Below are 20,399 nucleotides of genomic sequence, written 5' to 3'. Positions count from 1 at the left end.
TCCCGCGACAACAGAGACCCGTCGATCAACCCTTGCGGGGCGATTTGGTGCGGAACGGCACGTTGCCTTCGTAACCGCGTTTTTCCTTTTCGCGGACGCGACGATCACCACCTTGGTTGGGACCGGCCAGCGCAATCTTTTTGGCTGGCGTGACTTCCTGCGGACGACGATCACCGGACGGGCTGATACGCAGTTTTTGCCCTGCCACAATCACGCCCTGCAATTGACGGAACACTTCCGGCGGCATGCCTTGCGGCAGGTCGAGCAGGCTGTGGTCGTCAAAGATTTCTATACGGCCGATGTGTTTGGCATCCAGTCCGACTTCATTGGCTATCGCGCCGACGATGTTGGCGGGCTTGACGTTATGGTGACGCCCCACCTCGATACGATAGGCATCCATTGCCGGCGCATTGGTCTTGCGTGCGGCGCGCTCCTTTTTCGATGGCGCAGGGTCGTCCTCAGACACGTCGTCGCTGACCGGATTGCGCTCCCGCTCCTGACGCGCCGGCTTGCTGTCTTCCTCGGCAAAGCGATCCAGTGGCGATGACTTCGCTGCGGCTTTTTCCTTGCCTCCCGCCTTTTCCTTGCGGGCCGGTCTGCTGGCAGATGCTGGCGCAGCCTCTTCGCTATCGCGGCTGATGTTCAATTGTTGTCCGGCGACCCAGACTTTTTTCAGATGGTCGAGCAGATCGTCCGGCATGTTCTGCGGCAGATCGAGCGTGCTGTAATCGTCGTAGATTTCAATGCGACCGATGAACTTGGCGTCCAGTTCGGCTTCATTCGCAATCGCCCCAACGATGTTGCCCGGCTTGACGCCGTGATTGTGGCCGACTTCGATACGGAAGGTTTCCATGCCTTCGTCCGGCGCACGGATGACGCGCTCCTTGCGTGGCATGGCCGGACGTTCAGTCCGCTCGGCACGCTCGGTACGATCAAAGCGCTCTGGCCGGTCACCGCGCTCACGTTCGAAACGTGCCGGGGTTGCAGGGCGCTCGTCAAACTCACGTGCGCTGGATTTCTTATCCAGCAGCAGCGGTACATCGCCACGGGCAATCTTGGCCAGTGCCGCCGCGATCTCCACTGCGGGCACATTGTGCTCGCGCTCGTAATCCTCGATCAGTGACTGGAAGATATCCAGTTCACCGGCTGCAATCGTGTCGCTGATCTGCTGCTTGAAGCGGGCAATCCGCACATTGTTGACGTCCTGCACGCTGGGCAGCGTCAGCGGTGCCACCGGCTGACGCGTCGCGCGCTCGATGACCTTCAACAGATTGCGCTCGCGCGGCGAGATGAACAGAATCGCCTCGCCACTGCGACCGGCACGACCGGTACGACCGATACGGTGGGTGTAGCTTTCCGGATCGTACGGCACGTCATAGTTGATGACGTGGCTGATGCGCTCGACGTCCAGACCACGTGCCGCCACATCGGTCGCCACCAGAATATCAATCTTGCCGTCCTTCAGTTGCTGAATCGTGCGTTCGCGCTGTTGCTGCTGGATGTCGCCATTGATCGCTGCGGCAGAAAACCCGCGCGCCAGCAGCTTGCTCGCCAACTCTTCGGTGCCCAGCTTGGTACGCGCAAAGATGATCATGCCGTCGAAGGTTTCCGCTTCCAGGATGCGGGTCAGCGCATCGAGCTTGTGCATGCCGCTCACCAGCCAGTAGCGTTGACGAATGTTGTCGGCGGTACCGGTTTTGGCTGCGACGGTAATCTGTTCGGGATTGTTCAAATAGGTGGTGGCGATGCGCTTGATCGCTGGCGGCATGGTGGCCGAGAACAGCGCGGTCTGGCGCGACGCGGGCGTCTTTTGCAGAATCGTTTCCACATCGTCGATAAAGCCCATGCGCAGCATTTCGTCGGCCTCATCGAGTACCAGCGTCTTGAGTTTGGACAGATCGAGCGAGCCTTTTTCCAGATGGTCGATCACCCGCCCCGGGGTCCCGACCACCACATGCACACCACGACGCAGCGCACTCAGCTGCACGCCATAACTCTGACCACCATAGATCGGCAACACATGAAAACCGGGAATATGGCTCGCATAAGTCTGGAATGCCTCGGCCACCTGAATCGCCAGCTCACGCGTTGGTGCCAGCACCAGCGCCTGTGGCGTTGTCTGCTTGATATTCAGACGCGACAGGATCGGCAACGAAAACGCCGCCGTCTTGCCGGTACCCGTTTGTGCCTGCCCCAATACATCACGATTGGCTTGCAACAGCGGAATCGTCGCGGCCTGAATCGGCGAAGGAGCTTCGTAACCCAGATCGGTCAGCGCGCGCAGGATAGGCTCGCCCAGATCAAGGTCGGCAAACAGTGGGGAGGATGTATCGGACATGATGACTCGCAGAATGAGGAAGAGGCGCAAAAGCGCGAAGATGCTCGCAGTCTACTCTCTTTGCCGCAGCACACTGATGGCATTCACGCAAAAGCGACTGAAAAAACTGTGTTTGCCTTGCTTTGCCACCGATTGGATACAAGCCGATAACCGCTACCGACAAACTCGACGCGTTACGCCACAAAGAAAAACGGCTGCCAATGCAGCCGTTTCCCGTCAAACGTCCGGTCAGATGTCGTCGAACCCACCGCCATCATCGCCACCGCCAAACAGACCGTCAAAGAAGCCGCCGCCACCCGCATCGGCCTCGCCTGCGCCACTGCCCTGATCACTTGCAGCCGTGCTGTCGGTGTTGCTTGCCTGATCCTTGCCGGCCTCTGCTGCGTGGGCGTTGCCTGCGCCAAACATGCCGCCCAGCATGGATCCAAGCATCATGCCGCCCGCCACACCCATTGCTGTCTGTGCCGCACCTGCCAAAAACCCTCCGCCTTGTGCGCTATTGCCAAACTGCGTGGACATGGCGGGTTGTTGCGGTGCGTAGTTCGGTGCCGAACGACCAAACCCCTGACCGAAACCATCGCTGGTGGCGGTATTTTGCGCAGTATTGTTCAAGGGATTGCCTCGCAACGGCGTACCGGCAGCCGACAAGGTATCGCCATGTGGCGGCGTGATGCCATCTTCCTGACGGCCATTTTTGAGTGCCTGGTCCTGCACGATCACGGTTTGCGCCAGATAGTAGGCGGCAGCCGGGTTGGCGCGCAGATGCTCGGCGATCAATTGTTCTGCCTCGGGATCGCGTGACGCACCCTGACGTTCCACGTCGCCAATGCGTTGAAAGAGGGCATCAATAGCCTGGCGGTCCTGTTGATTCATGTCATGTCTCCTGAAAGTAGGGATACTTGAATTGGACAGCCATGATGGCAGACGTTCCCCGGATCGCACGTACTGATACAACCGGATACAACTGTGGTGCAACGCCTTGCAACCACACATGCAAAATTTGATATGGCCCTGCCACAACTTTGCCTGCGAGCTATAATTTTGTGCAGGAGGACGACCTCCCCCGCTTTTGGGAATCAGTCTGGGACGGCCCAACCTTTCTTTCTACAGGAGGGCCCTATGGCCTGGATTTATCTTGTCATCGCCGGCGTGCTCGAAGTTGTCTGGGCATTTTCCATGAAGCAGTCCGAAGGCTTCACCCGCCTCACGCCAACCATCATCACCTTTGTGTTCATGGCTGCCAGCTTTGCGCTACTGTCGATCTCCATGCGCACGCTGCCACTTGGTACTGCGTACACGATCTGGACCGGCATCGGCGCGGTCGGCGCCTTTGCGGTGGGCGTCTTTGTGCTGGGCGAAGGTGCCAGCCTCATGCGGATACTTGCTGCTGCACTCATCATCTGCGGCATCGTGCTGATGAAGCTGTCTTCCTGATCGCAACACCATCGCGCACGGCAGGCACAGCAATGTGCCTGCCGTTTTTCGTTCTTGTGGAGTCGCCATGTATGCGTCAACCTTCATCTTCGGCAAAAAGAATTTTGACGATGCCTTTCATCGTCTCGATCAAACCATCGCAGCCGCAGCAAAGGAAATCCCCGGCTATCTGGGTGAAGAAGCATGGGAGAACCCCGACACCGGTCTCTACGCCAACGTCTACTACTGGCAATCGATGGAAGCGCTGTAAGCCCTGATGCAACACCCAGCACATCTGCAAGCCAAAGCCGCACAAAGCAACTGGCTCGACGGCTACCGCGTGGTCATCAGTGAAGTCATTCGCGAATACGGTCAGTCCGGGCTCGGCCTGCAAAACAGCAGTCAGACAACGTAAGGCAGCAAGCAGACAACCGGCAAGGAACCAACGCGCCGATTTGCCGCCTTATCTGAAGATGCAGTCATGGCCATCAAGGCACCAGACAAGGAGAATCGCATGTCGCACGACAACCCGACCGATACCCGCAGCCAGCTCGAACGCATGCAGTCCGGCGATCTGTACACCGCCGACGATGAAGAACTCGCCGCCGAACAGCGCAGCGCCTATCTGTTGATGCGCGAGTTCGACACGCAATACGCCGTCAGTATCGAAGCCGGTAACAAGGTATTGGAAAAGCTGCTTGGCAGTCTGGGCAACAACGTCAACATCCGCCCGCCGCTCTATATCGATTACGGCCGTTTTCTCCACGTGGGTGACGACACCTTCATCAACTACGGCCTCGTCGCTCTCGACGTCGCCCCCATCACCATCGGCCGCAACGTCAAGATCGGCACCAACGTGCAATTGCTGACGCCCACGCATCCGGTCGAACCGGAACTACGCTGGAAAAGACTGGAAGCCGCCAAACCCATCGTCATCGGCGACAACGTCTGGATCGGCAGTGGCACGATTGTTCTCGCCGGTGTGACAGTCGGCGAGAACAGTGTGATTGGCGCGGGGGCGGTGGTGACGAAGGACGTGCCGGCGAATGTGGTTGCGGTGGGGAATCCGGCGAAGGTTGTTCGCCAAATCTAACAACGTCTTTCATTTTTATCCCATATATATGGGATAAAACGTCAAATACTGTCAAATTTCCCTAATAGAATAATTGCATTAAGGCAGTTTTCACTGATCATTAGTGCTTCATGATTTTGGAGCACGAAGGTGGCAATTCTGATTCCGGCAATTGGCAGCGTTGTATCCCGCATGACAGCGGGAGAAAGACGTTTTGCCGAACGTCTAGAAGAAAAGCTAGAAGACGATTACTTATGCTGGTATGACGTTTCTATCGGCGAACAGACAAGACATCCAGATTTTGTCGTCTTTCATCCCAATCGCGGCTTACTCGTTCTTGAAGTAAAAGACTGGAAGCTGACATCAATTCAAAGTCTCGATAAACAGCACGTCATGCTGGCCTTTGATGGCACGCTCAAGACACTGATCAATCCAATCGAACAAGCGCGGCAATACATGTTTGCCATCACAAGCAAACTGGAGCGCGATCCTCAACTTGTATTTCCCAGCGGCTCACTAAAAGGGAAGGTTGCCTTTTCATATGGACACGGCGTCGTACTGACTAATATTGATCGAGCCCAGTTTGATGCGCACGAAATGGGAAACGCAATCCCATCACATCTTGTGATCTGCAAAGATGAGATGGTGCCGAGCGTTGACGCAGAAGCATTTCAGAAACGATTGTGGGACATGTTCCCTCTCAAATTTCAACGCCAGCTCTCCTTACCGCAAATCGATCGCATCCGATGGCACATGTTTCCAGAGATTCGTATCGGCGGGCAGGCAGAATTGTTCAGCACTGACGAAAACAGCGAAGTCGAAATACCCGACCTGATCCGCGTCATGGACTTACAGCAGGAACAACTGGCACGCAGTCTAGGCGAAGGTCATCGCATTATTCATGGAGTCGCCGGCTCAGGGAAAACATTGATACTCGGCTATCGAGCCGAACATTTAGCAAAAGTTTGTAGCCGTCCTATTTTGGTTCTTTGCTACAACCGAACGCTTGCAACCAAACTGCAAAGTTTGATGCAAACCAAAGGCGTTTCAAACAAAGTACATGTCATTAGCTTTCACGCTTGGTGCCGCAGGCAACTCGACACTTACAACGTTGGCCTGCCACCAGATACAGGAAATTTAGAAGAATACTTTTCTTCCTCTGTCGAAAAAGTTATTCGTTCTGTCGACAATAAACTTATTCCTTCTGCCCAATACGATGCTGTGCTCATTGATGAAGGCCACGATTTTAAATCTGAGTGGTTCAAGCTGATCGTTCAAATGATCCACCCTGACAGTAACCCTCTGCTCGTTTTATACGACGATGCACAATCGATTTACGGCGGCGCCAAGAAAATCAAGTTTTCTTTCTCCAGCGTTGGTATCCAAGCAAAAGGACGCACAACCGTTCTCAAGCTCAATTACCGCAATACCGCAGAAATTTTGGCCGTTGCTCGTGCCTTTGCCGATGAGCTACTGAATCCTAAAGATGTCGAAGAGGATCAGGCCCCAACAGTACAACCAATGAGCACAGGACGACGCGGCCCCAAACCTCTATTGATCAAACTACCCAGTCTTAGAGATGAAATCGCACATCTGATTTCGCGTTTGCAAGATGCCCATAAAATTGGAATGCCTTGGTGCGACATGGCAATCATTTATCGAGGTAGGCCCGTCGACAGCATCGCGATGGAGATGCTCAAGAAAAAAGGTATTCCGTTTGAATGGTCTGGAGACAAGAAAAAAGGCCTCAACCCGAATCACAATAGCGTGAAAATTGTGACGATGCATAGCAGCAAAGGATTGGAGTTTCCGTTCGTTGCCATTCCGGGAATAGACTTCACACCAAAACATGCGAACACGCTTGAAGAAGAGGCACGATTGCTATACGTCGCAATGACACGCTCAACCAATGAATTGATCATGACACATTCGACTACATCGCCACTGGTAGAAAAAATGAGTAAAGCAATAGCGATCTGACCAAAGTGAGCAATCCAGTTCTTTCTCACTCTTGCAGAAACCATGAGTAGAAGAATTTCGTATCAATCTCATGTTCACCCGATCAAATCATCGGTTTTCCACCCGTCACCGCAATCGTCGCGCCCGAGATATAACTCGCTTCATCACTCGCCAGCATCACATACGGTGGCGCAACCTCCGCCGGTTGCGCTGGACGCTTCATTGGATATTTCTCGCCAAAGCTGGCAACGGCATCAGGCGGTAGCGTCGATGGAATCAATGGCGTCCATACCGGGCCAGGTGCGACGGCGTTGGCGCGGATGCCTTTTTCTGCAAGCAGTTGTGCAAGGCCGCCGGTGAAGTTCTGGATTGCGCCCTTGGTGGCGGCGTAGGGCAGCAAGGTCGGGTTGGGTGTGTCCGAATTGATGGAGGCGGTGTTGATGATGGAGGCGCCGCGCTTCATGTGGGGCACGGCCGCCTTGACCAGATAGAACATGGCCGAGATATTGGTCCGGAAGGTGTAGTCCCACTCTTCTTCGGAAATGTCGTCCAGTGATTCGTGCGACATCTGATAGGCGGCGTTGTTGACGAGGATGTCGAGCCTACCGAATTCCGCGATGGCTTTGTTGATGATGAGTTTGCAGTGCGCCGGTTTGGAAATATCACCCGGCACGAGCACGGCTTTGCGCCCTGCCTCATTAACCAGCCGCGCTGTTTCTTGCGCGTCCTCGTCTTCGTTCAGGTAAGAGATCAGGACGTCCGCACCTTCGCGTGCATAGGCCAGTGCGACGGCACGACCGATGCCACTATCGCCGCCGGTGATGATGGCGGCCTTACCCAAAAGGCGGCCCGATCCCTTGTAACTCTTCTCACCGTGGTCGGCACGCGGTTGCAGCAATGCTTCCTTGCCGGGCGGTGTTTGCTGCTGGGGCGGTTGCAGTGTGGCCTGATCCATGACGTCTCCTTGTATGCAATTGGCTTCTTGCATGGTAGGTAAACGTCTTGCGCAAATCTGTCGGCGAGAAACGCGGATGGATGTCAGCGTTGATGTCGCGCCGTCTGCCGGCACCTTGCCTAACGGGGCGCTCAGCCCTGCATCAGCCTGATGTTGGCACGATAGCGCGCGGAGTTCTTTTTCATCAGCATCGAGCCGCTGCATGTCGGCGCCCCGCAATGACAGGCAAAGGCGCGTTTGATCGCGGGTGTGTGACGGCCTTCATACACCAGCGTGTAGTCATAGCTGAGTTCATCGCCGCGCGCGATGCCATAGAGCGCATGAATCCAGACGCTGCCGTCTTCGTACTCGATCGCTTCGCAATTGGGCTCGCATGAATGGTTGATGTATCGCGCCTCGTTGCCGTTGACGCCGCCATCGATCACGCGACCATCGTTGAGCGTGAAGAAGTAGGTCAGGTTGAGCGGATCGTTGTCGTCACGACGGCGATTGGCTTCGTCCCAGCTGATACGTTCTCCCGTGTATTCGATGATGGCGTCGCCGGGCGCGATGGCACGGCGCGCGAATACGCCGCGACCATGGATCGACGAGCTCTTGACGATGTAGGGAACATTGCTGGATCGAACAGCAGTCTTTGATGCAGGAGACGATGCGGCAGGCATGACGGTAAATCCTTTGATGAGGCCGAGGTGATTCTACCGGTGCTGCATGCAAGACGTGTGCGCGGCAACCCACATTGTGCGGGAATGCGTCAGACTTTTTTGACGAACTCTGACTTGAGGCTCATGGCGCCGAAGCCATCGATCTTGCAGTCGATATCGTGATCGCTATCGACCAGCCGGATGTTTTTGACCTTGGTGCCAATCTTGAGCACGCCACCACCACCTTTCAGCTTGAGATCCTTGATGATGCTGACGGTATCGCCATCGTTGAGGATGGCACCGACGGCATCGCGATAGATGCGTTGTGTGTCGCCGTCTTCCTGCACGGCATGCGGTGACCATTCGTGCGCACACTCAGGGCAGTTATACAGGCCATTGTCTTCATACGTGTAAGGAGACTGGCAGCGCGGACAAGCAGGATATGCACTCATGAAGGGATTTTTTCTCTGGTAATGCGATAAGGTGGTGCAGTATAAAGGATGACCTTCACCGCTCTGAAACAGTCGTTGTGATGCCACCACCGTCATGGAAAATTCTGTTTGTAAAAATGACACAGCCTGACCGAAAGCGGTTAATGTTTCCCTTCGCAAATAATTAGTGCCATCGATCTACGTGCCTGGAATTGTCATTTGAACCGCTCACGCGTCATCATCCTTGCTACCGTACTTGCCCTGATCGGCATTGCCATTCCCCTTTCCGCTACTGTTTATCTGTCCTGGGTCCGCGCCAATCAGGTGGAGGAAGATCGCCTGATGTTTTTTGCGCAGCGGGCGCTGGAGCGCGCGCATATTTCGTTCCGCGATGCGAGCCTGACGCTCAAGCAACTGGATCATGCGAGCTTTGCGCCCTGTTCGCCCGAACACATCCGGCAGATGCGCGTGGCCACGATCACGACGCGCAGTGTGGATGACATTGGTTATTTTGAAGATGGCTATCTGAAATGCACCTCGACCGGCATGATGGTGGACAAGATTGCGCTGGCGCCGGAGCAGTACACTTCGCAGGACGGCATTCGTTTCAGCCTGACGATGTCACCCGTGATCAGCGATGGACGCCGTCTGATCGGGCTGGCCTATAACGCGCACAAGGCACTGCTTGATCCGGTGCGCTTTGCCGACATCATTCTGGATGACGACATGCAGCTTGCGGTCGGTCTGTCGGATGGCAGCCTGCTGGGCAGCGTGCACGATCCCGATCAGGCTTTCATCAAGTCGCTTGTCGCATCACCGCATGCCCAGCGTGATGATGAGGTACTGCATGCGCTGGCGAGAGAAGGCGATCTGATCGCCGTGACGATCGAACCGGACTTCCGCCTGTTCAAGCAGTTGCGACAGGAGTTGCTGATTCTGCTGCCGCTGGGCATTCTGATGGCGATTTTTACGGTGAGTGTGGTGATCTGGTTCTCGCGCCGCCGACTGTCACCGTTGGGGGAGCTAAAGATTGCAGTCGAACACAAGGAGTTTGTGCTGCACTATCAGCCCATCGTGTCGCTCAAGACCGGTGCCTGTATTGGCGCCGAAGCATTGGTGCGATGGCAGCGCCCGGATGGCAGCATGACACGTCCGGATCTGTTCATCCCGCTGGCGGAAGAAAGCGGGCTCATCATGCAGATCACCGATCAGGTGCTCGATATTCTGGTGCGTGAACTCAAGCCTTTCCTCAACGCCAACCGCGATGCGCACATTGCCGTCAACCTGAGTGCGCAGGACATCAAGAGCGGTCGCATTCTGCCCGTGCTGCAGCAGACGCTGTACGGCACCGGCATCGACAATCATCAAATCTGGCTGGAAGCCACCGAGCGCGGCTTCATGGATGTCCAGGCAGCACGCAGCACAATCGATATTGCCCGCACGCGTGGTCATGCGGTCGCCATTGATGACTTTGGCACGGGCTATTCCAGCCTGTCCTACCTGCAAGGCCTGCCGATGGATGCATTGAAGATCGACAAATCCTTTGTGGACACCATTGGCACCGATGCCGCCACCGCCAGCGTGACGACGCATATCATCAACATCGCCAAGACGCTGAATCTGAAGATCGTTGCGGAAGGGGTGGAAACACAAGCGCAAGCCGACTATCTGAGCGCGCGCGATGTGGAATATGGGCAGGGATGGTTGTTTGCCAAGGCGATGCCGGCCAACGACTTTGTCGCCTTTTATCACAAGAGCCGGCGTCAACTTGATAGCGACGTGCCTGCATCATGACAAGCAAAGGCACCGTCAACAAAAAAGCAGACCGCTCGGTCTGCTTTTTTTATGGGTCACGTCATGATCAGTGCGGTGCGATGATGCCGAGCATCAGCAGCGCCAGCACACCCACACCAAGAATGACGCGATAGATCACGAATGGCCAGTAACCCTTGCTGCTGACGATACGCAGGAACACCACGATCACGCCGTAACCCACCACAAACGAAATCCCCGCCGCCAGCGCCGTTGCGCCATGACTGACCGGCCCTTCCACGCCCCAGCTTTTATAAAGCTGATAGAAACCGGAGGCCAGCACGGCAGGAATTGCCAGCAGGAAGGAATAACGTGCTGCGGCCTCGCGCGTATAACCCATCAACAGGCCGGCAGTGATCGTACCGCCCGAGCGTGACACGCCCGGGATCAATGCCATCGCCTGCGCAAAGCCAAAGATGATGCCGTCGCGCCAGGTCATCTTGTCGAGTGTGATGGTCTGCTTGCCCACCTTGTCGGCAAGGCCGAGGATCAGACCAAACACGATCAGCATGGTGGCCGTGATGTAGAGGTTGCGCAGATAGGTTTCAATCGCGTTCTGAAACAGCAGACCCAGTATTGCAATCGGGAACGAGCCGAGAATCACCAGCCAGCCAAGCCGTACGTCCGGATCGTTGCGCGCAGCGGGATTGAACAAGGCGGTGATCCATGCGGCGGCGATGCGGTAGATATCTTTTCGGAAGTACAGCAGCACGGCCAGCTCGGTGCCAATCTGCACGATGGCGGTGAAAGCGGCGCCGGCGTCTGTGCCGGAAGGAAGAAAAGGACCAAGAATACGGAGGTGGGCGCTTGAAGAAACGGGCAGAAACTCGGTGAGTCCCTGAATCAATCCCAAGAATGCGGCTTCTCCCCAGCCGACGGATGAACTCATACTTGCTAAACCTGTGACGTGATATTGATGACTATGAACCGTGGAATGCCGAACAGTTCAACTTTGACAATATACACCTGCCCTTGTCTGCAGATGTGAGGATTTCGGGGAAGGATGTGAAGCCCCCGTTATTTTCCGGACAGTATTATTTGTGCCGTATTTGCGCGACTCATTCTTCGCTCTATATATAGAGCGCACAACATACAAAGCCAGATCACAATAAAAAACGGGCTCCGAAGAGCCCGTCAAACTTGCGACGAATAACGAGAGAACGAATTACACAGCCGGTGCTGGTTGACCAGCTGCAGCAGCTGCCTGCTCTCTCTTCAGAAGATCCGAAGAGTAGGCAACGTGTTTCGCCAGCGTTGGACGCAGTGCGACGATTGCCAGAACCGCTGCGGTCAAGTCCATACACGCAACCGTGTAGAGAACCGAAGACCAGGTGCCGGTTGCTTCCATCATCAGGTTACCAACTGGGACGAACAGCGCGCCGATACCTTTGGCGCAGTACAGCACGCCGTAGATTTTTGCGATGTGCTTGGTACCGAAGGCATCGCCTGCCAGTGCCGAGAACAGCGAGTAGACCTCACCCCATGCCAGGAACACGATACCCGACAGGATCAGGAACGCGTACGGGTTATGACCCCAGTAGCCGAGAGCGATAATGCCGAAGCCTTCCAGCGTGAACGCGATGACCATGGTTTTTTCACGGCCGATGTTGTCCGAAATCCAGCCGAACAGAGGACGGGAGATACCGTTCATGATACGGTCAAGCATCAGTGCCAGTGGCAGTGCAGCCATCGTGAAGAAGTACATATTGACTTCAAACTCTTTGACGCCCAGATCTTGTGCGATCACGCCCAGCTGAGCCACGGCCATCATACCGCCGGTCACGACCATGATGAACATGGAGAACATGAGCCAGAACAGTTTGGTACCCAGTGCTTCTTTCAGGGTGTAGTCACGACGCGATTGTTCCAGTTTCGAGGACGCTTTGACTTCATGCGACTTTGGCGAACGCAGGAACCATGCAGCGATGAACGCCAGGCCACCTTGCAGCAGACCGAAGAAGAAGAACGTTTCCTGGAAGCCGTCGGATTTGATCATCGCAGCGATCGGGAGAATCGTTGCAGCCGAACCCATACCGTAACCACCAGCGGTCAGGCCAACAGCCAGACCACGACGATCAGGGAACCATTTCAACGCGTTGTTGATACAGGTTGCGTAGATACAGCCAACGCCAACACCACCAACTGCTGCGCCAACGTAGAAGCCCATCAGGGTCGTTGCTTGCGAGTTCAGAATCCAAGCCAGGCCGATGCCGAGTGCACCGAAGGCAACCATGACGCGTGGACCGAATTTATCGATGAAGAAGCCTTCGATCGGTGCCAGCCAGGTTTGAACCAGGACGAAGATGGTAAATGCGATCTGGATCTCTGCGCGAGCCCAGCCGAAGGTACCTTGAATTTCAGGAACGAACAGGGTCCATGCATACTGGATGTTCGCGGTTGCAACCATACAGACGATACCAACGATCAGTTGGAGCCAGCGGGTGCTTTCTTTGATCGGTTGATCAGTACGGATTGCCGATGCGGAGAGCTCAGACATTGCGCGCTCCTTTCATGGTTGTTACTTTTGCCATAATGTTCCTCTTGCCAAAGCATCGTTTTGACCCAAAGATCAAAGCGATAATTGATAATAAATTTGTTCGTCTTTACGACTGGAAGACGTCCGCAAGGATGTTGAAGGCAGCCAATACTGGACCGGTCGAGCGCCGTTCCGCCTTTTGCCGATTGATCGCGAGGATGGTTTCGACAGGTATTGCAATTTCGGTAAGACACCTCACTTTTCAGGGAAGAAGCCGCCTTATGGCACGGTCCTCGCCTTCCTGATTTCTTGCCATCTGCATACCGGGGTCACCGGGAACAGATTCAGGTTGCCCGTGGGTTATAGGGCGGCATAAATCGGGAGAAACAAAAGAGGCGAAACTAAGGCACTTATTAAGAAGTTGTTAGGTTCGCGTTAAGTTTTCGAGACAATACGTATTTACCCTCATGCTCTCAATACGTAGTTATACGTATTAATGTACGTACTAACCCTTATATATTTGCTTGACTTTCTCAGTTTGTTAGTAATTACTATCACTTAAAGCAAGTAAATATCTGATATTTACTTGCGTGATGACTGGGGATTTTCTGGAAAAAATGTCGTCTAAAACTTTGCCGAGACCACCCTAAGCATCCGCGGCGCCGCCATAATGTGCCTTGTTTTCTTGCCACGCCGTTCATGAAGTTGCGATTCGACCTGCATAGTGCCAACGCCCGGTTTTACATGGGATTGGCACTTTCCCTGCTGCTACATGGCTTGATCCTGCTGTTTTATCTGGATCGTCCTCCCCTTCCGCTGACGGAACGGGGGGATGAAGGTGTTGCCCCGATTGAAGTCCGTTTTCTGGCACCGGCACCCGCGTCACAACCCGCCCAACGCGTCGTGATTGCGCCGCCCGCCCCCAAACCGGATAAACCTGTTCGCGAAAAGACCACGCCGCCAACCGCGCGCAAGTCGCCGCGGCCAGCGCAAAAGCCGAGCGAGCCAAAAACGGCCACAACACCACCGCCCGCGCCCGTGGCCGAACGCAAGTTCGACCCGAATATGGATATGGCCGATATGTTGCAGGCAGCACGTGATCGCCGGAAAGCGGCCGGCATTCCCGAGCCGGAAAGCAGCCAGCAGGCCCCGCAGGATGACAGTGCGATCGCACGCGCAAATGTGCAGGAGCTGATGGATCGTCAGGCCCGTGGTCGCACCGAATCGGGCGGCGTGTTCCAGATCACGCATAAAGGCGTGCGCAATGCCGAATTCATCTTCCGCGGCTGGAGTACGCAACGTAATCGCAACATGCGGCAGCTGATTCAGGTGGATGCCGGTCTGGGCGGCGATGTGGATGTGGCAATTGCCCGTCGCATGATCGAGATCATCCGCCAGTTCGAACGCGGGGATTTCACGTGGGAATCTCGCCGGCTCGGTCGCGTGGTGACGTTGTCGGCACGCCTGAAAGACAGCGCCGATCTGGAAGCCTTCCTGATCAAGGAATTCATGTAACGCAGGCTGGCACCCGATTTTCCGCACCGCAAGCCAAATCCATCGGCAATGCGCGCCACCGCACAAGTCGCCGCAAAAATCCGCAGCTATCCTTTTTGTTCATTGAAAGGAGAAGCCATCATGCGACTCGAAGGATCCTGCCATTGCTGTGCCGTGCAATTCTCGCTGGAAAGCACGACGCCCTACCCCTATCAACGCTGTTACTGCTCGATCTGCCGCAAGACGCAGGGTGGCGGCGGCTATGCCATCAATATTGGTGGCGATGCGCGGACGCTGCAAATCAGCGGACACGATGACATTACGGTTTATCACGCCGTACTGCGCGAGGACGGCAAGACCAACCACGCCAGCACCGCTGAACGACACTTCTGTCAACGGTGCGGCAGTGCGCTGTGGCTCTTTGATCCTGAATGGCCCGAGCTTGTCCATCCGTTTGCGTCCGCCATCGATACGCCCTTACCGATGCCGCCCGAGCACACGCATCTGATGCTGGATTTCAAACCGGACTGGGTCGAGGTAAAGGCGGGGAAGAAGGACAAGACTTTTGGCGTCTATCCAGAAGAGTCGCTGGCCGAATGGCATGCGCGACTGGCACTGACTGCAGACGCCGATACATGATTATCGACGTCCGGTGAACAGTTAAAGAATGGAAGAGCTGGTGGCTTCGGCAATCGGCAAGGAACGGCGATCCAGAATACGAAGATCGCGATCCAGACGATAAACGAGTGGCACGCCATTCGGCACATCGAAGCGGGCGACATCGGCATCCGACATTCTGGGCTCCAGCAGACGCACCAGCGCACGCTGGCTGTTGCCATGCGTACAGATCAGCACATTCTTGTCTTGTCGCAAGACCGGCTCGATGGCCTCTTGCCAGAAAACCTGCACACGGGCGACGGTATCTTCCAGCGATTCGCCGAGCGGCAATACGTCCGGAGCGATATCGCGATACCGTGATTCCCGTGCTGGCGCACGCGCATCCTGACGATCCATCAGCGGCGGCCGGCTGGCGTAACCGCGACGCCATTCCCATACCTGATCTTCGCCAAATTCTGCAATGACATCGGCACGGCTGCGACCCGTCAATGCGCCATAGTGACGTTCATTGAGTCGCCAGTGACTGATAACGGGGATATACATGCAATCCATCTCGTCCACGATCAGCCATTGCGAACGGATGACACGCTTGAGGACGGAGGTAAAGGCAAGGTCAAAACGGATACCCGCTTCTGCCAGCGCGCGACCTGCGCGCCGCGCCTGCTGTTGTCCGTTATCGGTAAGGTCAATATCCGTCCAGCCGGTAAAGCGATTCTGCTGGTTCCACTGTGACTCGCCGTGGCGAACGATGACCAGATTACCCATCTTGCTCTCTTGTTTATGCGACAAGGCTGAAGATTAACCGAGATTGCCGGTATGCGTCATGCAATTCTCGTGCGCATGCGAGTAATGACAACACCCGCCGGAGCAAGTCGTTACACACGGAAACAGCAGGCAGGGCAATAAATTATTATCCTTTTGCCTGCAATCCATCCCCTGAAACTGTGGTGATCCGAGATAATTGGAATTTTCCGGCAGGCACGCAGTCCATCCTTGTCGATCCTTGAGGAAATCATGTCTTCTCCGTTCCGCGTCTTATTGTCTGTCGCCGTCTTGCTAGCCCTTACCGGCTGCCAGACCATGCCGACTGCAACGTATGAAACGGAGAAATTCGATTCGGCCGGGATTTACTCACGGAACTACGCATTCCCGTCAGCGACCGCCTGCGAGGCAGCGCGCCGCACCTTGCTGAGTCAGGGTTATGTAATCAGCGCCTACAACTCGACACAAATCGATGCGCGCAAGAACTTTCAACCGCTTGCGAATGCACACGTGCAGATTGCGTTCCGCGTCGTCTGCGCCGACGACGGCGTTGCGGGCAAAGCGACCTCGATGTTCGTCAACGCCATGGAAGACCGCTACACCCTCAAGAAGGTCAACACCGCGGCCAGTCTGGGGGTAGGTGCGCTTGGTTCGGTCTCGCTGCCCTTCTCTTCCAGCGATGACTCGCTGGTCAAGGTCGGTAGCGAAACGATTTCCGCCGGCCATTTCTATGAGAGCTTTTTTGATCTGGTCGGAAAATTTCTCGGCACGCGCCGTGATGAAATTCCGCCAAGCGTAGAGCAGTCGGCTGTACGCGAACCGATTGTGCGCGATACGCCAACGCAACAACAACCGCAGCAATTGCAGCAACAGCAGACTGTCACGCAAAAGCCGGAAGCCGCCTCCGCGCAAACACAGCCGCCCACGGCCACACCTGCACCCTTGCAACCTGCGACGACACCAACAGTGCAATCAGCGGATAAAGCGACTGTCCCGTCCGCCCCTCTACCCGCGCCGTAACGGCGTTACATGGCGCAACTACGCTGCAACACGATCATTTGATGCCGTTGACAGCTACCTTTCCTAGCCACTGCTGATATGCCAACAGCATTGCGATCGATATTTGCGCTGGATCAAGGGCACATTCCCTGTATCGGCAAGAATAAAAGCCTCTCGCATCCGAGTGAAGCAACGAGTGCGGGGTATGATGAATCCGTGCACGCATCACCTGCTCATGGCTGACCACGATCCACATGACTCGCAACCTTCCTGATATCCGTCCGGCGCAATCCCGCGTCATCCGCCTGCTGTATGGCGCGGCTGGCTGGATTTCGCTGGCACTCGGCATCGTGGGCGTCTTTGTACCCGGACTGCCAACCACCCCCTTTGTGCTACTCGCTGCTGCCTGTTTTTCAAAGGCATCCCCACGCATGCACCAATGGCTGCTTAACCATCGCCTCCTCGGCCCCTTTATCCGCAACTGGGAAGAACATCGCAGCCTGACACTACGCACCAAATGCTTTGCGATTGGCACGATGGTGCTGATGCTCTCCATCTCGGCCTGGCATCTGCATGATCGTCCATGGCTACAAGGCGTCACGCTTTTGCTTGGTGCGATCGGCGCCTTTTGTGTGCTACGAATTCCAACGCGCAAACTGGATGCAATCAAATAAAAAGCCTCCTTACGGAGGCTTTTTATTTGACGTAGAAGACGAGTATTATCCGCGGATACGATCGATCACCATGTCACCAAACAAGGAAGTCGATACCGAACCGCCCAGATCATGGGTGCGCCCCTCTTCAGTCGACAGCACCGAATCAATCGCACTGCGCAACCACTGCGCTTCCGCATACATATCCTTATGCTCGAGCATCAGCGCACCTGCCAGCAGCAAGGCACTTGGATTGGCCTTGCCCTGCCCGGCGATATCGGGCGCCGAACCGTGGACAGCTTCAAAGATAGCCGCGTGCTCGCCGATATTCGCGCCCGGAGCCATGCCCAGCCCACCGACCAGACCGGCAATCTGGTCCGACAGAATGTCACCGAACAGATTGGTCGATACGATCACGTCGAACTGCCACGGATTGAGCACCAGCTGCATGGCGCAGGCGTCGACGATGCGTTCATTGGTTTCGATCTGGCCCGCGTAGTCCGCCGAGACCTGCTTGGCCGTTTCCAGAAACAATCCGGTCAGCGCCTTCAGGACATTGGCCTTGTGGACGATGGTTACTTTCTTGCGGCTGTTACGGACGGCGTAATCGAAGGCGAACTTTGCAATGCGGCGGCTGCCGGCACGCGTATTGATACCGGTCGCCATCGCCACGGCGTGGGGATCGCCGTCAATCGGCACATAGTGCTCGTGTCCGACATACAAGCCTTCCAGATTTTCACGAATCAGAACCAGATCGATCTTGTCGTATCGCCCTCCCGGAATGATGGTGCGTGCAGGCCGGACGTTGGCATACAGTTGAAAGGCTTCGCGCAGACGCACGTTCACGGAACGGAAACCGCCACCGATTGGCGTCGTCAGCGGCCCCTTGAGTGCCAGTCCGGTACGACGGATGCTGTCCAGCGTTGATTCGGGCAACAGATCACCGCTCTTTTCCAGTGCGTTCAGGCCGGCCTGATGCTTTTCCCAGATGAACGGATTGCCCAGCGCATCGAAGACGCGCTCGACAACATCGACAATTTCCGGACCGATGCCATCGCCGGGAATCAGCGTGGCAGGAATCTTGCGGGCTACTTCTTTGGTCATGGTCAATCCTGAAAAATCTAAAAGGGGAAAAACGGGGCAAAGCGGCTTGTCTGCTTGCCGGCAAACGAATCTTGCCAGTGTAGCGTCAACACCGATCAAGGCAAGTGTGTCAGATGAATCTTTCCCATTGTTGACATGAAAAGTACGACATCGTCCCGTCATGACCAACAGTCGGATGCCATGCCGATGCCAGGCGCCTGACCGGCGCGACAAAGCCTTGTAGCCTGGTGCGCTATAGTAGCGGGCAGCGAGTCATTCACACGTGATGCAGACACATGAGGCCGTGTCACAGAAGAGACTTATTTCATGAACGATTGGAGAAACAGATGGCAAACAACGTAATCAAGGTCACCAAAGCAGCCGCAGGCAAATACCAGCACACCGTCGAAGTCGGTCCGCACAAACTGATCGCCGACGCACCATCCGCATTCGGTGGTGACGATGCAGGTTTCGTACCGCATGATCTGCTGGCGGCCGCACTGGGCGCCTGCACCGCAGTCACCCTCAATATGTATGCGGGCCGCAAGGAAATGCCACTGGAAAAGGTCGACGTCGACGTTACCGCTGGCGAACAGGATGGCGCCTACGTTTTCAACCGCACGATCAAGTACTACGGCGACCTCAGCGCAGAACAGAAGGAAAGCCTGAACAAGATCGCTGACAAGTGCCCTGTGCATAAAGCCCTGTCCGGCGAGATCAAGATCGTGACCGAGTCCAACTAAGTACATCCATCAAGGAGAGCCGCATGGAGCCCGACCTGAGCGCACTTGAAACCGTCGTCGTCCCGCGCACCCGCGATCTGGGCGACAACTTTGAAGTGCGCCGCGCGCTGCCCACCACGCGCAAGCGCATGGTCGGTCCATTCGTCTTTCTGGATCAGATGGGGCCGCACGGTTTTGAAGCCGGGCATGGCCTCGACGTCCGCCCGCATCCACATATCGGATTAGCCACCGTTACCTACCTGCTGGATGGCGAAATCGAACATCGCGACAGCGTTGGTTCGGTGCAGATCATCAGGCCGGGTGCCGTCAACTGGATGACGGCAGGCAGCGGCATCGTGCATTCTGAACGGACCAATCTCCAGACGCGCCAGCATCCGAGTTCGCTGTTCGGCCTGCAATGCTGGGTGGCCTTGCCGAAGAAATACGAGGAAGTCGCCCCATCTTTCGCCCATATTGCTGCTGAAGCATTACCTGTCATTCAGGGCGATGGCGCATCGGCTGTCATCGTTGCCGGCGACTTCTTCGGGAAAAAGGCGCCCGTTCCCACCTTGTCCGACCTGTTTTATGTTGATGTGCGACTGGAACCGGGCGCGCGACTGGACATGCCGGCCGATTATCCGGAACAGGCGGTCTATGTCGTGGAAGGCTCGCTCGATCTGGGGCGCGATGGCATCTTCGAAGCGGGACAGCTGCTGGTACTCAAACCCGATACGGCCGTCACTTTACGCGGGGGTGGCCTTGCGCCGACACGTCTGATGCTGCTGGGCGGTGAACCGATGGATGGCGCGCGCTATCTGATGTGGAACTTCGTTTCCAGCTCTCCGGACCGGCTTGAACAAGCCAAGGAAGACTGGCGCGAACAACGCTTTGCACGTGTGCCAGGCGAGTCCGAATTTATCCCCATGCCCGATCTCCCGGGCAAGCCTGTCGGCTATCCCTGATAGTCAGGG

Annotated in this window: 19 protein-coding genes and 1 pseudogene; 11 read left to right on the top strand and 9 right to left on the bottom strand. The window is 55.8% G+C overall.

Going from position 1 to position 20,399, the window contains the following annotated elements; genetic code table 11:
* Positions 1-25 precede the first annotated feature (25 nt).
* Together IEV29_RS15370 and IEV29_RS15365 are read right to left on the bottom strand one after the other, a co-directional pair.
* Entirely contained in the window at positions 26-2,338 is a 2,313-nt protein-coding gene (locus tag IEV29_RS15370) for a DEAD/DEAH box helicase (RefSeq protein WP_188382215.1), read from the bottom strand.
* 228 nt (positions 2,339-2,566) lie between these two features.
* Positions 2,567-3,211, bottom strand: coding sequence for a DUF2076 domain-containing protein (locus IEV29_RS15365; protein ID WP_188382214.1), 645 nt, complete (start codon positions 3,209-3,211; stop codon positions 2,567-2,569).
* Positions 3,212-3,457: 246 nt separating this feature from the next.
* Here IEV29_RS15365 and sugE point away from each other — a divergent pair, with 246 nt between their 5' ends.
* The 4 genes and pseudogenes from sugE to IEV29_RS15345 all read left to right on the top strand — a co-directional run bounded on the left by sugE (position 3,458) and on the right by IEV29_RS15345 (position 6,803).
* Complete coding sequence (gene sugE, locus IEV29_RS15360) at positions 3,458-3,772, top strand: quaternary ammonium compound efflux SMR transporter SugE (RefSeq protein ID WP_188382213.1); 315 nt, start codon at positions 3,458-3,460, stop codon at positions 3,770-3,772.
* A gap of 67 nt (positions 3,773-3,839) precedes the next feature.
* Positions 3,840-4,166, top strand: a pseudogene (locus IEV29_RS15355) (antibiotic biosynthesis monooxygenase family protein).
* Positions 4,167-4,232: 66 nt separating this feature from the next.
* The gene (locus tag IEV29_RS15350) at positions 4,233-4,844 is read left to right on the top strand and encodes a sugar O-acetyltransferase (protein WP_229726443.1); all 612 of its coding nucleotides are present in this window, start codon (positions 4,233-4,235) and stop codon (positions 4,842-4,844) included.
* Positions 4,845-4,973: 129 nt separating this feature from the next.
* A complete protein-coding gene (locus IEV29_RS15345; RefSeq protein ID WP_229726442.1) occupies positions 4,974-6,803 on the top strand; it encodes a DEAD/DEAH box helicase in 1,830 nt (609 codons plus the stop codon).
* A gap of 82 nt (positions 6,804-6,885) precedes the next feature.
* On the opposite strand, the gene IEV29_RS15340 is transcribed toward IEV29_RS15345, so the two are convergent.
* The 3 genes from IEV29_RS15340 to IEV29_RS15330 form a co-directional block, all read right to left on the bottom strand.
* Positions 6,886-7,737 carry a glucose 1-dehydrogenase gene (locus IEV29_RS15340; RefSeq protein ID WP_188382212.1) on the bottom strand — a complete coding sequence of 284 codons (852 nt, stop codon included), beginning with the start codon at positions 7,735-7,737 and terminating at the stop codon, positions 6,886-6,888.
* Positions 7,738-7,868: 131 nt separating this feature from the next.
* Positions 7,869-8,399 carry an SET domain-containing protein gene (locus IEV29_RS15335; RefSeq protein WP_188382211.1) on the bottom strand — a complete coding sequence of 177 codons (531 nt, stop codon included), beginning with the start codon at positions 8,397-8,399 and terminating at the stop codon, positions 7,869-7,871.
* Positions 8,400-8,488: 89 nt separating this feature from the next.
* Entirely contained in the window at positions 8,489-8,830 is a 342-nt protein-coding gene (locus IEV29_RS15330; RefSeq protein ID WP_188382210.1) for a zinc ribbon domain-containing protein YjdM, read from the bottom strand.
* A gap of 198 nt (positions 8,831-9,028) precedes the next feature.
* On the opposite strand from IEV29_RS15330, the gene IEV29_RS15325 reads away from it, so the two are divergent.
* The gene (locus IEV29_RS15325; protein ID WP_188382209.1) at positions 9,029-10,603 is read left to right on the top strand and encodes an EAL domain-containing protein; all 1,575 of its coding nucleotides are present in this window, start codon (positions 9,029-9,031) and stop codon (positions 10,601-10,603) included.
* Between the two features lie 67 nt (positions 10,604-10,670).
* Here IEV29_RS15325 and IEV29_RS15320 read toward each other — a convergent pair whose 3' ends face one another.
* Both IEV29_RS15320 and oxlT read right to left on the bottom strand, forming a co-directional pair.
* Positions 10,671-11,510, bottom strand: coding sequence for an undecaprenyl-diphosphate phosphatase (locus IEV29_RS15320; protein ID WP_188382208.1), 840 nt, complete (start codon positions 11,508-11,510; stop codon positions 10,671-10,673).
* A 276-nt stretch (positions 11,511-11,786) separates the two neighbouring features.
* Positions 11,787-13,118: an oxalate/formate MFS antiporter gene (oxlT, locus tag IEV29_RS15315; protein WP_188382207.1), complete on the bottom strand. Its 1,332-nt coding sequence runs from the start codon at positions 13,116-13,118 to the stop codon at positions 11,787-11,789.
* 678 nt (positions 13,119-13,796) lie between these two features.
* Here oxlT and IEV29_RS15310 point away from each other — a divergent pair.
* Positions 13,797-14,612, top strand: a complete 816-nt coding sequence (locus tag IEV29_RS15310; protein ID WP_188382206.1) for a hypothetical protein — start codon at positions 13,797-13,799, stop codon at positions 14,610-14,612.
* A 120-nt stretch (positions 14,613-14,732) separates the two neighbouring features.
* On the top strand, positions 14,733-15,230 hold the full coding sequence (locus IEV29_RS15305) for a GFA family protein (protein ID WP_188382205.1): 498 nt from the start codon (positions 14,733-14,735) through the stop codon (positions 15,228-15,230).
* 21 nt (positions 15,231-15,251) lie between these two features.
* Here IEV29_RS15305 and gpmA read toward each other — a convergent pair whose 3' ends face one another.
* Positions 15,252-15,974 carry a 2,3-diphosphoglycerate-dependent phosphoglycerate mutase gene (gene gpmA / locus IEV29_RS15300; protein ID WP_188382204.1) on the bottom strand — a complete coding sequence of 241 codons (723 nt, stop codon included), beginning with the start codon at positions 15,972-15,974 and terminating at the stop codon, positions 15,252-15,254.
* Positions 15,975-16,223: 249 nt separating this feature from the next.
* Here gpmA and IEV29_RS15295 point away from each other — a divergent pair, with 249 nt between their 5' ends.
* Positions 16,224-16,991 (top strand): DUF2242 domain-containing protein, encoded by a 768-nt coding sequence (locus tag IEV29_RS15295; protein WP_188382203.1) that lies wholly within the window; start codon positions 16,224-16,226, stop codon positions 16,989-16,991.
* 233 nt (positions 16,992-17,224) lie between these two features.
* Entirely contained in the window at positions 17,225-17,644 is a 420-nt protein-coding gene (locus IEV29_RS15290; RefSeq protein ID WP_188382202.1) for a YbaN family protein, read from the top strand.
* Between the two features lie 45 nt (positions 17,645-17,689).
* Here IEV29_RS15290 and IEV29_RS15285 read toward each other — a convergent pair whose 3' ends face one another.
* The gene (locus IEV29_RS15285; RefSeq protein WP_188382201.1) at positions 17,690-18,727 is read right to left on the bottom strand and encodes an isocitrate/isopropylmalate dehydrogenase family protein; all 1,038 of its coding nucleotides are present in this window, start codon (positions 18,725-18,727) and stop codon (positions 17,690-17,692) included.
* A gap of 326 nt (positions 18,728-19,053) precedes the next feature.
* Here IEV29_RS15285 and IEV29_RS15280 point away from each other — a divergent pair, with 326 nt between their 5' ends.
* Together IEV29_RS15280 and IEV29_RS15275 are read left to right on the top strand one after the other, a co-directional pair.
* The gene (locus tag IEV29_RS15280) at positions 19,054-19,449 is read left to right on the top strand and encodes an OsmC family protein (RefSeq protein ID WP_188382200.1); all 396 of its coding nucleotides are present in this window, start codon (positions 19,054-19,056) and stop codon (positions 19,447-19,449) included.
* Between the two features lie 23 nt (positions 19,450-19,472).
* Positions 19,473-20,390 (top strand): pirin family protein, encoded by a 918-nt coding sequence (locus tag IEV29_RS15275; protein ID WP_188382199.1) that lies wholly within the window; start codon positions 19,473-19,475, stop codon positions 20,388-20,390.
* The last annotated feature ends 9 nt before the right edge of the window (positions 20,391-20,399 follow it).

Origin of the sequence: Oxalicibacterium faecigallinarum (assembly GCF_014635705.1) — a bacterium.
Taxonomy (GTDB): Bacteria; Pseudomonadota; Gammaproteobacteria; order Burkholderiales; family Burkholderiaceae_D; genus Oxalicibacterium; species Oxalicibacterium faecigallinarum.
This window is presented reverse-complemented; position numbering and strand designations above follow the sequence as displayed.

Excerpts from the sequence above, each read along its gene's own strand:
- IEV29_RS15370 (WP_188382215.1), bottom strand. The coding sequence starts at position 2,338 with ATGTCCGATACATCCTCCCCACTGTTTGCCGACCTTGATCTGGGCGAG.
- IEV29_RS15365 (WP_188382214.1), bottom strand. The coding sequence starts at position 3,211 with ATGAATCAACAGGACCGCCAGGCTATTGATGCCCTCTTTCAACGCATT.
- sugE (WP_188382213.1), top strand. The coding sequence starts at position 3,458 with ATGGCCTGGATTTATCTTGTCATCGCCGGCGTGCTCGAAGTTGTCTGG.
- IEV29_RS15350 (WP_229726443.1), top strand. The coding sequence starts at position 4,233 with ATGGCCATCAAGGCACCAGACAAGGAGAATCGCATGTCGCACGACAAC.
- IEV29_RS15340 (WP_188382212.1), bottom strand. The coding sequence starts at position 7,737 with ATGGATCAGGCCACACTGCAACCGCCCCAGCAGCAAACACCGCCCGGC.
- IEV29_RS15335 (WP_188382211.1), bottom strand. The coding sequence starts at position 8,399 with ATGCCTGCCGCATCGTCTCCTGCATCAAAGACTGCTGTTCGATCCAGC.
- IEV29_RS15330 (WP_188382210.1), bottom strand. The coding sequence starts at position 8,830 with ATGAGTGCATATCCTGCTTGTCCGCGCTGCCAGTCTCCTTACACGTAT.
- IEV29_RS15320 (WP_188382208.1), bottom strand. The coding sequence starts at position 11,510 with ATGAGTTCATCCGTCGGCTGGGGAGAAGCCGCATTCTTGGGATTGATT.
- oxlT (WP_188382207.1), bottom strand. The coding sequence starts at position 13,118 with ATGTCTGAGCTCTCCGCATCGGCAATCCGTACTGATCAACCGATCAAA.
- IEV29_RS15310 (WP_188382206.1), top strand. The coding sequence starts at position 13,797 with ATGAAGTTGCGATTCGACCTGCATAGTGCCAACGCCCGGTTTTACATG.
- IEV29_RS15305 (WP_188382205.1), top strand. The coding sequence starts at position 14,733 with ATGCGACTCGAAGGATCCTGCCATTGCTGTGCCGTGCAATTCTCGCTG.
- gpmA (WP_188382204.1), bottom strand. The coding sequence starts at position 15,974 with ATGGGTAATCTGGTCATCGTTCGCCACGGCGAGTCACAGTGGAACCAG.
- IEV29_RS15295 (WP_188382203.1), top strand. The coding sequence starts at position 16,224 with ATGTCTTCTCCGTTCCGCGTCTTATTGTCTGTCGCCGTCTTGCTAGCC.
- IEV29_RS15290 (WP_188382202.1), top strand. The coding sequence starts at position 17,225 with ATGACTCGCAACCTTCCTGATATCCGTCCGGCGCAATCCCGCGTCATC.
- IEV29_RS15285 (WP_188382201.1), bottom strand. The coding sequence starts at position 18,727 with ATGACCAAAGAAGTAGCCCGCAAGATTCCTGCCACGCTGATTCCCGGC.
- IEV29_RS15280 (WP_188382200.1), top strand. The coding sequence starts at position 19,054 with ATGGCAAACAACGTAATCAAGGTCACCAAAGCAGCCGCAGGCAAATAC.
- IEV29_RS15275 (WP_188382199.1), top strand. The coding sequence starts at position 19,473 with ATGGAGCCCGACCTGAGCGCACTTGAAACCGTCGTCGTCCCGCGCACC.